The organism is Collinsella aerofaciens, assembly GCF_039752955.1.
Lineage (GTDB): Bacteria > Actinomycetota > Coriobacteriia > Coriobacteriales > Coriobacteriaceae > Collinsella > Collinsella aerofaciens_BI.
In genome coordinates, this window is sequence record NZ_JBDMHB010000057.1 from 1 (window position 1) to 10407 (window position 10407).

A 10407-nucleotide genomic window follows, 5' to 3' on the forward strand; every position below is an offset into this window, starting at 1 on the left:
ACGGGAGCGCTACAATCCAATTGGCTTGTCCGATTGTCCGCGCTCATGCTCCTATTAGGTCATGGCAGGACTCCGGGACGCGGATGCCGGGGCGAGACAGGTCGGATTTGAGGACGGCCGAAGAGGCGTCAGCAGGTCAGTGGGTCATCGTCCCGGCATTCAGCATCAGGGTAGCGCTGCGACGCGGAAATCGCGCGCCGTTGCCGCGCCCCGCAGTGCCCGCTTCCCCCGAGAACAATTATCAGTGCAGGTAGACGAGTTGCTAATTTTTTATAAACCAGCGCGTGGTCGGACATCGTGGGTTCATCGTAGTAATTCGGCATAGTTTTGTTATGTCACCAATTCGGTGGCATCGAAAAAAAAGATTTAGGCATGAAAAAGCGCCCGTTGGCGGTGGTGCCGGCGGGCGTTGCTGTGCGAGATGTCGCGTTGTGGGCCTAGTGCCTCATAAAGTGGTATTCGATCATATTGCTGTAGGGGTGACCCGGACCCACAATGCCCTGCGGGAACAGCGGCTGGTGCGGCGTGTCGGGGTACATCTCGGCCTCGAGGGCAAAGCCGGCGCCCCAGCCATAGTTGGCATCGTCCTTGGCGTGCTCGTCGCCCAGCCAGTTGCCGGTGTAGAGCTGCACGCCCGGGGCGGTGGTGTAGTAGTCCAGCTCACGACCGGTCCACATCTCCTCGACATGTAGGGCGCGACGCAGGTTGCGGCCGTACTGATAGCCATCGATGCACAGGCAGTGATCGTAGCCACGGGCCTGCTTAATCTGCGGGTCGTCGGCCTCCATGCCGGGTGCGACGGGGCGCAGCTCGCGAAAGTCAAACGGTGTTCCCTCGACCGGAGCAATCTCGCCGGTGGGGATGTTCTGCTCGTTGATGGGCAGGTAGTGGGCAGCGTTAGCAACAAAGAAATGTTCGCAGTCCATGCCGGCGTTATGGCCGGCAAGGTTAAAGTACGTGTGGTTGGTCATGGACACGTAGGTGGCGCGGTCGCTCTCGCAGCCATATTCGATACGGAAGCAGCCGGTGCGCGTCACGGTAAACACGGCCGTAAAGGTGCGGTTGCCGGGAAGGCCCAGCTCACCGTTCTCAAGCGAGGTGGTCATGCGCACGGCATTGTGGACCTCGTCGAGCTCAACGTCCCATACGCGCTTGTGCAGACCATGTTCAAGATCGCTGTGCAGGTTGTTGGTGCCCTCGTTGGCGGGCATATGCCAGTCCGTGCCGGTGATGGTGATCGTGGCACCTGCAGTGCGGTTGGCCACAGGTCCGATGGTCGCGCCAAAGCAGGCGGGGTTGTCAAAGTAATCCTCGAGCTTATCGAAGCCCAGCACCACATCGCGCACGTTGCCGGGGATGTCGGGCACGTCGATGCCCAACACGGTGGCGCCATAGTCCATAATGCGAACGCAGATCTCGGGCCCGTTGAGGGTGTAACGATGAACGGGGGTACCGCACGGCGCGGTGCCGAAAAGCTCGGAAGTGATCATTTGGTTCCTAACATCGAGGTATTTCCGACAAACTGTAGCGCGAACAGGCAAGATTATCACTACACCCCACTAAAGAAGGGGGTATTTTTCTCAAAAAAGTGATGATTGGAGCTGTGCGGGCGTTCATTTCTGACGCGCGCGAGTCTGATACAATTTGTTCGTTATTGTTTGAATTGACGTGAGCGTGGAACAGCGAGGACTCATCGTGATTAAAGCGGAGCGACAGGATAAGGTTCGGCAGCTGCTCGAGGAACAGGGAACGGTCTCGGTCAAGGAGATTTCGGATGCGTTAGGTGTCTCGGATATGACGATCCGCCGTGACCTTGAGGAGCTTGCGAGCCTGGGCGAGATCGAGCGCGTGCACGGCGGAGCCCGCAGTGCGCAGGGCCGTCCACACGCTATGCTGCGCCATGAGTATTCGCACAGCGAAAAGCGCACGAAGCATGCCGAGGAAAAGTTGCAGATTGCGCGCCGTTCTGTGGAGCTTATCGAGGAAGGCTCGACCATCTTTTTGGGCACGGGCACCACGGTTGAGCAGATGGCCTCGATGCTGCCGGCGTTTCGCCTGCGCATTGTGACCAATTCGCTTTCGGTGTTTAACCTGCTCGAGGCGCGCGAAGACTGCGAACTGTGCCTGGTGGGCGGCGTGTACCGCCGCCGCACTGCCGCCTTTGTGGGCCCCACGGCCGAGGACACCTTGCGCGCACTGGGGATCGACGCAGCCTTTATCGGCGCAAACGGCATTTTGGACGGCGACGTGTCTACGTCTAACATGGAAGAGGGCCGCATCCAGCAGCTCGCCTTTAGCAAGGCCGACTCGCGCTATCTGATCGCCGATTCCAGCAAGATCGGCAAGCGCGACTTCTACACCTTCTGCCGCCTGGACAGTTTGGATGCCGTGGTGTGCGAGCCGGGCATCGCCGCCGAGGATCGCGCCGCCATCGAGGAACACACGCAGATCATTTGCTAGCTATCGCTGCGGGAGATCGGACCAAGTATTCAGTTTGTGGGCTAGACCAGGCGGCCGTAGTCCTGTGACTGATGAAAGACATGGGCGATATAGATCGTATCGCGCTCAAACTTGTAAAGACACACGTATTTGTTGACGGTAAACGATCGATAATTGCGTGCCGCCAGCTCTCGTATGTGGGAGAGGGGCCGTAGGAGCGGCTGCTCGCGAAGCAGATCAAGCTGATATTCAAACTCAGCAACAAAATTGCCTGCTGCACGTGGGTTCATAAGGATTTGAGCAAGGTATCTGACAATAGCCTCGTATTCATATTGTGCGCTTTCGAGTATTACGACGTTATAGGCCATATTTGTCTCGTATCGCGGTCGCGAAGGAGTCGTAGTCGCTGTAGTCGCCTTGCGATATCTCGTCTTCTGCCAACATCATACGAGACAGCAGCTTGGCTTTGGCGATTTCGTCTTGCATGAGACGATACTGGTCGCTGCTGATGCAGTGCATGGCCTCATAGCCGTTCTTAGTTACGGTGACGTCGCGCTCGGACTCAACAAGCGCGGTAAATGCAGCGGTGTCCTTCATGTCTCGGACGGGCACACAGGTGGGCATAGGTACCTCCTTTGCGTTGGGACACAATTGTACCACGCCTTGACAAGAATTCGGTACCGTCAAATTGTCTCAATCTGTAACGGGTGGGTGTGATCGGAGAGTCTGAGGGTCTTTATGGGTGGAGCAAACGGCGTGACATGCGCTGTTGAATCCGTACGCCCGCTTGCGTTTTCGAGTGAAGAGGCAGCAAAGTTGATTGGCGTAAGCGCGAAGACCCTTGCAAATTGGCGCTGTCCTAGTAAGGGGCCGGAGTACATTCGCCTCGGCAAATCCTCGCGATCCCATGTTCTTTATTGTTACGATGATCATGAGGCTTGGCTGCACTCTCTGCGCCAGCAGGCCAAGGTAAATTGATTGATAGCTGTTGGGCGCGGACAATATCGTTTGAACGGGTATAGCATGGTTCCATGCTCCGCGTTGCTAATTGCGCCGCTGCGTCATTTGTGAAATGGAATGATTGATGATGGAGAGGCGTGAGGTTCTCGGCTTGCCGCTTTTCACTTGGACTAATGACTGCGGCGGCAGAAAAATGTCCTGGCGAACGACTATCGTATAGAACGCAGCGGTGGTTAGATGGGTCTTCGCGGTTTGAGTGGTACATGGATTGTCGGATGTGGGAGACGTGAGAAACCCATGGTTTGGGGCAAGGTTGCTATTCTGACGAGTTTATCTCTTCATCCCTGTGGCAAAATGAGGACATATTGTCCTGTTATCTATCCAGAAGGTGCGTCATGCAATTATCAGCAGATGAGGTAAAGGCCAAGAGACAGGAGCTCGGCTTGACTCAGAAGGAATTCGCCGCTGCCCTAGGCATGGGCCCCAACGGCGAGCGAACGGTGCGCCGCTGGGAGGCAGGCGAAACAAGGCCCACCGCAGCCGAGTCGAAGTACATCTCCACCCTCGGCCATCGCGCCCCCTTTGCACCCGCAGGGGAGGGGAAGCCTGCCTTCACCTTCATCGACCTGTTCGCGGGCATCGGCGGGATCCGCATGCCGTTCCAGGAGCTGGGCGGCAGGTGCGTCTTCTCCTGCGAGTGGGATAAGTTTGCGCAGAAGACCTACCGCATGAACTACGGCGAAACCCCGGCGGGGGACATCCGTGAGGTCGCCGCTTCAGACATCCCCGACTTCGACGTGCTGCTCGCTGGCTTTCCATGCCAGCCGTTCTCGCTTGCGGGTGTGTCCAAGAAGCGCTCCCTTGGTCGCGCTACGGGCTTCGAAGACAAGACGCAGGGCACGCTCTTCTTCGAGGTTGCACGCATCCTGAACGAGAAGCGCCCGAAGGCGTTCCTGCTCGAGAACGTGAAGAATCTGATCAGTCACGACAGGGGCAGAACGTTCGACGTCATCATGCAGGTCCTCCAGGACGAGCTCGGTTACCACGTTCACTACAAGGTTCTGGACTCCAAGGGTTGGACATGCCAGCACCGCGAGCGCATCTACATTGTTGGCTTTCGCGACGATGTGGAGTTCTCTTGGGACGACCTCGACTGCCCGAACAGTGGTCAGAAAGCCGCGGAGATTCTGGAGGAGGATGCGGACGCGAGGTACGTGCTCTCCGACAAGCTGTGGTCATATTTGAAAGCATACAAGGCCAAGCACGAGGCCGCCGGCAACGGGTTCGGCTACGGTCTTATCACTCCATCGGACACCACGAGGACGCTCTCCGCACGCTATCATAAGGACGGTAGTGAGATCTTGGTCTCGCGCGGCGAGGGCGAGAACCCCCGTAAGCTGACCCCTAGAGAGTGCGCGCGCTTGCAGGGATTTCCCGACCGGTTCATAATCCCGGTCTCCGACACACAGGCCTACCGCCAGTTCGGCAATTCGGTGACGGTCCCTGTAATACGGTCGGTGGCCAAGCTCATGATGGGAGCGTGTCAGGATGGATTACGGGGCGCTTAGCAGCTACTTCGACGGCGCGGTCTCGAAGACCCTCGCGGACGTCGATATCGACGCAGGTAGGAGTAATCAGCACGAGTTCAACGGCACGCTGCCGCTGAGGTCGCTGTTCGGTGACGACGACATCCGCGACATCCGCACCACGTTCGCCTACATGTGCGACGAGGCGGAGCCGGAGATGTGCGACGGGACCGTGACTTGGTACGATGCGCGCCGCAAACATCCCACGAGAACCGAGTACCGTCTCTACTACAAGGACAACCCCGCCATCAGGCAGGCATCCGCTGGCGACCTCATGGTGGTCGCCAACTCCGATGACCTCGGGCTGCTCATCATCTTCGCTAAAAAAGGCTCGACCATCGAGTCGCAGCTGAGGTGGCTGTTCGGCTTCGAGGAGCCCGACCGCTCGGGCTATGCCGTATCAAAGGGCGAGCGCAACCGTATCGGTGCGGTGGCCTCGCGCATCCTCGGCATGATTGGTATCGAGACGCGCGCTCCCTTGAGCGCGGATATCTACTTGGACGATATGGTCAAGAGGTTTGGACATACGTTTCCGAAGGGCATCGACTTTACGGAGTACTCCATCTCAACCCTTGAAGGTCTCGACTGGGCGGATGACCCCGATCGAAGCCTGCTCGCGTGCTACGAGCGCGAGGAATTGCTGTTCAAGGTGTTTGAGCGCCATCTGCTTGAGAGAGACCTTGCGCCCTATTTGAACGGCCAGCTCGACGTCGACGGCATTCTGAAGACCACCATGTCGACCTTCCAGCGCAGGAAGTCCCGCGCGGGCACAGCGTTCGAGCACCAGCTTGAGTTCCTGTTCAAGGGTAGGGGAATCCGATACTCCGCACAGCCCTACACCGAGGGAAAGTCGAAGCCGGACTTCATTTTTCCGTCAATCGAGTGCTACCGGGATGAGGGGTTCCCCTCCTCGAGCCTTACGATGCTCGGTGCGAAGACGACCATCAAGGAGCGCTGGAGGCAGGTGCTCGAGGAGGCGAACCGCATCGAGCGTAAGCACCTTATCACGCTGGAGCCCGCCGTGAGCGTGGACTACACGAACGCCATGCGTGACAGCAAGCTCCAGCTCGTCATCCCCTCCCAGCTTTTCCCCACCTACACGCCTTCACAGCAAGAATGGCTCATGGATGTGGGAGGCTTCTGCGAGATGGTCGAGGAGAGGCAACGGGTACTTGACTAGGCCGGGACAATAAGAGCGTTGAGGCGGCGCGCAAGCGCATGACCATCCTGAAGGGCTCCGAAAAGATTGTGGCATCGCTCAATCAGTTCGGCGTTGTCCGGCGCGTGAGGCGGGGGCACTACGTGATTGCAGAGCCCATCGAACTGAATGACGAGCTTACGCGGTTTTTGGTCTTTGCCGACATGCTGGTAAACCGGTCGAGTTACCGGACGTTCCTGGAACTGCAGGACGTGGCCGAGTTGTTTCCGTTCGCGTGCCGTGTGAGCAAGGAGGGACTTGTGGCTGACGAGCGGTTCGAGGTGAACAACTTCGGCGGGGAGTTCTCGGTGGGGATACGGGAGTAGGAGAGTACAGGTCACTCCTACGACGCAACACCTTTGCCACGCGTGAAAAGCATATCGTCAATCGAAAGCTGCAGGATTTGCAGTTTACCCTGCTCCTCGGCTGGTATCAGCGACGAATCGAGCTTCTCCTTAAGGACTGCGACTATGTACTGGCAGTTGATTGTGCTGGCGCGTGCGATTATGTCACGCAACACCTTACCCTCGATGTTTTCAAGGACGTCATGCACTATGAAGCGCGGAGTCTTGATGCCCTTTGATTCTGCAAACTGCTGATACGCTAAATCAAATGCGGCGATGAGTGACTTGCGTGTGCCCGTGCTGGAGCCAGCGGTATCACGTATTGCAACGGGGAACTTGTTCGACTCTTCATAGTAAACGAGCAGCGGCGATTCGTTGTTGAACTCCCTGGCAAGCGGAGTGAAGAATGCGTTAAACGCAAGCATCATTGCAGCAAAATCGTTGGATTGCGGCTCGTCGCCATCATCAGACGAGCCAAGCGATGCGATTTTTCCCTCAATGCTGGTCTGTTCTACCTCAAAGCTGTTGAGCGTATCTATTACTTCTCGGCATTTGCCGATACTGCTCGAAAGCTCAACTAGGCGTGCCTGAAGCGACTCGTACTCATCGATGAGGTCTTGCTCCACCAATGACATGAATTGGCTGTTCTGCGATGACAGTTGGCTGATTTCACGTTGCACAGATGCACGCTCGGCCTTCAGTTTTTCTGCCACACTCGCGAAATAGGCAATCTTGTTGTCGCAGAGCTGGTTGTTGAATGCGACCATCTCTTCGAAAGTTGCATTCACCATCGGGATCATCGAACAGACTTCCTCGAAAAACCGTCTGCTCAAATTAACGTCGGCTTGTCTACCGCGCTCTTGCATAGCAGTCTGCAGGGCCTCTTCATTTCGTTGCAGCCTGTAGTCTATGTCTGAGAGTTGCAGTGTCAGAGATGCGTATCGGGTGCGTGTAGCCGCGATTTCATCGCGGTTGGCCCTGTAGACATCGGCGTCGATGATGCTGTTGAGCTTGCACTGGACTTCTTCATGCTCGGCTTCGAGCCCTGCAAGTATCTGCTGCTGCTCGCTGACCGTATCGACGTTCTGGACTTTCTTATAGCGTTTGATGGACTCACGCGTCTTGTTCAAGTCCTTGTTGAGGTCGTCACGCTTTTTGTCGAGCGCCGGATCTGAGATGCCGAACAGAGCGTTGTAGACACTCCGGTAGATGGATGTGCTGCCGCTGGGAACGGTTTTGAGGAAGGAATTATCATCCCCGCCTACGGACACGCGGACAAATGAATTGATCAATTGGCGAAACGTGGGCACATTCGCTTCGTTCCCGAAAAGCAAGACATTGAGTCGTTGCTGGTAAGCTTTCTGCCCCATCTTTTCGCCGTCTATGTAGTACCTTCCATTCGGGAAGAGGTCGATTGTGAGAATCACGTCATCGCCATCGGGAAAATCCGATGTCAGTGTCATGTCGACGGCGATCTTGTTTGTGACGATGAAATCGCGTAGCTCCTCGGTCACCGTGCCCGTGTCGGCGTCTGTGTAAATGAGCTTCCTGTCCTTGGCGCCCATTGCGATATCAATGAGCTTGAGGAAGGTTGTTTTTCCAACGCGATTGTGCGATTCGGAGTCCTCGGTATCGACGATGAGGTTGGCACCCTTGTGGAATAAGACCTCGCGAACTATTTCGTCAGTTGTTGTCTTGCGAATTCTAAGCGACTTGATGAACATGTAGCCCTCCCTTCTCGTCTATTGACACGCGTCCGAGGAGGAAGAGAAAGTCCAAAGCCATGACAAAGAAGTCGTAGCTCACTTCTTTCTTGACCAGAGTGTTCGCCGTTACCTCATAGAGTTGACCGGCGTCCAAGCCTGGGTTCTGGTCGATGTAGCCATCCAAGGCGGCAGCGATGTAATAGACCGTGCTCGTCGGCTCATTATTGCGATCAAGCAGCAGCATCGTCATCACCTGGCCTCAGAAGGACTCTGCATTTTGCCACGGCAACGGCAATCAACGCAACGCAGAACTGGTTGATGATTTCTTCGGGGACCTCGTCAGCCTGAAAGCTTGCGTCATTCACAATCATGTTATAGATCTCGTTCTCGATGAGCTTGAGCTGTGCATCGCCGTTTCCTACGCACAGCTTGCCGTCATCGCGAACGTCTGCCACATTGACAAACATCTTGTTCAGCCTTTGGATGATGGCTTCGCTGTCGGGGAATTCCTTGATCACGCTGTCGAGACGAGCGTAGTTCTCAGAATACTCGTTGATGATGTTTAGGTAACGCGGTGCGTGGTTGTAAATCAGCTTCTTCTCTATAGGAGGCGGAGGCGTAAGGGGGAAATCTTCGCCCGTTGGCTCAGTCGACGAAATCATGATTTGCAGGAGTTTATACATGAGCGTCTTTGTAAGCGGCCGGTGCGGGCCAGACGAGACGGGCTGGTAGATGTTTATGTCATGTGAGTCATAGCTATTGGAGTCGCCGGTTATGTTCGTGGCGACCTTTCCAATTGCGCTCTGGCTTGTCTGCGTTGGCTTATCGCGAAGCATGGATGTTCGCCGAGTTGTTGCTGCCTACGACGTTTGTGGCAACTTTACCTGTAGCGGTCTGCGAGTTGTCGCTTAGACTCTTTTTGATTGACTTGATCTCTTGCTTGTTTTGGAGCGAGATGACGGCGGCGGCGATGGATGCGATAGACGCGATAATTCCAAGGATAAGGTTCACAGTCTCCATCTTGCCTCCCAAATGTCAAGTCCAATATTCTAGACCATTATCGAGCGTTCGCTCGTTGCGTTGCCTCTAATTCTTGCTAATGGTCACAAACTGCCGAACGGACTGGATGACCTCACTTTGTGACCGACCTTTAGCCTATTTGCATGGTTAAGGGACGGTTCGTTTGTGCTGGCCTATGTCAATCGAAAGGCAGGCCGACATGGACGGAGACGACCATAGCATCGACGACGAGGAAGAGGTCGCAGCGCAGGCGGGCGGCCAAGAAGGGGTCGCGCAGGCGGAAGAGCCGCAGGCAGTGGACTCGGAGAGGGGCTACCAGGCGCTTCTCGCCAAGCAGGAGGCTCGCATCAAGGAGCTTGAGGGGCAAGTGGCCGAGGCTGCCAAGAGCGCCGAGGTGGCGGACGCCCTGCGCGACGAAATCCAGCAGGTGAAGGCCAGGCGGCCGATGAGCGCATCGCCTTCGCGGCAGACATGGCGACGTTCGCAACCATGAACCTGACCCACCTCTTCTACTCATGCACGGCGCTGGAGGTGGTCTCCGGTTTGGGCAACCTCGCAGGTGTCAAGTCGTGCGGTTCGCGTTCGCTTCGCGCTCGTCGCCCGCCGAGCTGGACTTCCGAGGCTTCGACCCGTCTGCGCTCACCGACCTGACCTACTGCTTCTCGGGGTGCTCGTCGCTGGTGACGATCTACGCCGACGCCACCTGGGCGCTGCCTTCGAGCGGGGTTTCGGACTCGCAGTGCTTCTATAACTGCTACAAGCTGACGGGCGGCAACGGAACCACGTATGCAAGCAGCAGGACGGTTTATACCCACTTCCGTATCGATACGACGGCTACGCCTGGTTACCTGACTGTCTCTGCTTGACATGCTCTTTGGCTACGGTATTTGCGTCAGTCTGGGTAATATCCGAGAACATTTCATCAACGATGCGGACATGGCATTCATAAGCTGCATACCTGCTGGACCTCACCGCATTTTCCGCTTCCTGCAGGCGTGTTGCAGCATCCCTGAATCGGGATTTTGCCGCCATTTGCCCCATGATGGAGTCTGGGTGGTTGTCACTGAGTACGTCTGCGGATCGCGTCGGAAATGTTGGTGTAAGCGCGCCGACGGCTGACCGCCAAACGCAAGCGGCCCCTGTCCTAGAATCTG

General features: G+C 56.4%; 13 protein-coding genes. 6 read left to right on the forward strand and 7 right to left on the reverse strand.

Going from position 1 to position 10407, the window contains the following annotated elements; all coding sequences use genetic code 11:
- Window positions 1-437: 437 nt before the first annotated feature.
- Window positions 438-1490, reverse strand: a complete 1053-nt coding sequence (locus tag ABHR75_RS09215; RefSeq protein ID WP_346964164.1) for an aldose epimerase family protein — start codon at window positions 1488-1490, stop codon at window positions 438-440.
- A 205-nt stretch (window positions 1491-1695) separates the two neighbouring features.
- Between ABHR75_RS09215 and ABHR75_RS09220 the strand changes: the two genes are divergently transcribed.
- Window positions 1696-2460, forward strand: coding sequence for a DeoR/GlpR family DNA-binding transcription regulator (locus ABHR75_RS09220; protein WP_346964165.1), 765 nt, complete (start codon window positions 1696-1698; stop codon window positions 2458-2460).
- A gap of 41 nt (window positions 2461-2501) precedes the next feature.
- Here the strand turns inward: ABHR75_RS09220 and ABHR75_RS09225 are convergent, their stop codons facing one another.
- Entirely contained in the window at window positions 2502-2807 is a 306-nt protein-coding gene (locus tag ABHR75_RS09225; RefSeq protein ID WP_138374621.1) for a type II toxin-antitoxin system RelE/ParE family toxin, read from the reverse strand.
- On the reverse strand, window positions 2797-3063 hold the full coding sequence (locus ABHR75_RS09230) for a type II toxin-antitoxin system Phd/YefM family antitoxin (protein ID WP_138374620.1): 267 nt from the start codon (window positions 3061-3063) through the stop codon (window positions 2797-2799). The genes ABHR75_RS09225 and ABHR75_RS09230 overlap by 11 nt, the downstream gene beginning before the upstream one ends.
- A 731-nt stretch (window positions 3064-3794) precedes the next feature.
- Between ABHR75_RS09230 and dcm the strand changes: the two genes are divergently transcribed.
- The 3 genes from dcm to ABHR75_RS09245 are packed head-to-tail and all read left to right on the forward strand — an operon-like array spanning window position 3795 to window position 6509.
- Complete coding sequence (gene dcm, locus ABHR75_RS09235; protein WP_117769896.1) at window positions 3795-4967, forward strand: DNA (cytosine-5-)-methyltransferase; 1173 nt, start codon at window positions 3795-3797, stop codon at window positions 4965-4967.
- Window positions 4948-6165 (forward strand): type II restriction endonuclease, encoded by a 1218-nt coding sequence (locus tag ABHR75_RS09240; protein ID WP_117769895.1) that lies wholly within the window; start codon window positions 4948-4950, stop codon window positions 6163-6165. Before dcm ends, ABHR75_RS09240 begins: the two co-directional genes overlap by 20 nt.
- Window positions 6166-6203: 38 nt before the next feature.
- A complete protein-coding gene (locus ABHR75_RS09245) occupies window positions 6204-6509 on the forward strand; it encodes a hypothetical protein (protein ID WP_138374619.1) in 306 nt (101 codons plus the stop codon).
- Window positions 6510-6526: 17 nt separating this feature from the next.
- Here the strand turns inward: ABHR75_RS09245 and ABHR75_RS09250 are convergent, their stop codons facing one another.
- The 4 genes from ABHR75_RS09250 to ABHR75_RS09265 all read right to left on the reverse strand — a co-directional run bounded on the left by ABHR75_RS09250 (window position 6527) and on the right by ABHR75_RS09265 (window position 9253).
- The gene (locus tag ABHR75_RS09250) at window positions 6527-8251 is read right to left on the reverse strand and encodes a DUF2326 domain-containing protein (protein ID WP_117769893.1); all 1725 of its coding nucleotides are present in this window, start codon (window positions 8249-8251) and stop codon (window positions 6527-6529) included.
- Window positions 8232-8477, reverse strand: a complete 246-nt coding sequence (locus tag ABHR75_RS09255) for an ABC-three component system middle component 6 (protein WP_117769892.1) — start codon at window positions 8475-8477, stop codon at window positions 8232-8234. The genes ABHR75_RS09250 and ABHR75_RS09255 overlap by 20 nt, the downstream gene beginning before the upstream one ends.
- Window positions 8464-8916 carry a hypothetical protein gene (locus ABHR75_RS09260; RefSeq protein ID WP_195568926.1) on the reverse strand — a complete coding sequence of 151 codons (453 nt, stop codon included), beginning with the start codon at window positions 8914-8916 and terminating at the stop codon, window positions 8464-8466. The genes ABHR75_RS09255 and ABHR75_RS09260 overlap by 14 nt, the downstream gene beginning before the upstream one ends.
- A gap of 139 nt (window positions 8917-9055) precedes the next feature.
- Window positions 9056-9253 carry a hypothetical protein gene (locus tag ABHR75_RS09265; protein ID WP_117769890.1) on the reverse strand — a complete coding sequence of 66 codons (198 nt, stop codon included), beginning with the start codon at window positions 9251-9253 and terminating at the stop codon, window positions 9056-9058.
- Window positions 9254-9452: 199 nt separating this feature from the next.
- Between ABHR75_RS09265 and ABHR75_RS09270 the strand changes: the two genes are divergently transcribed.
- Together ABHR75_RS09270 and ABHR75_RS09275 are read left to right on the forward strand one after the other, a co-directional pair.
- Window positions 9453-9746, forward strand: a complete 294-nt coding sequence (locus ABHR75_RS09270; protein WP_161144529.1) for a hypothetical protein — start codon at window positions 9453-9455, stop codon at window positions 9744-9746.
- A gap of 76 nt (window positions 9747-9822) precedes the next feature.
- Complete coding sequence (locus tag ABHR75_RS09275; protein ID WP_117769888.1) at window positions 9823-10119, forward strand: hypothetical protein; 297 nt, start codon at window positions 9823-9825, stop codon at window positions 10117-10119.
- The last annotated feature ends 288 nt before the right edge of the window (window positions 10120-10407 follow it).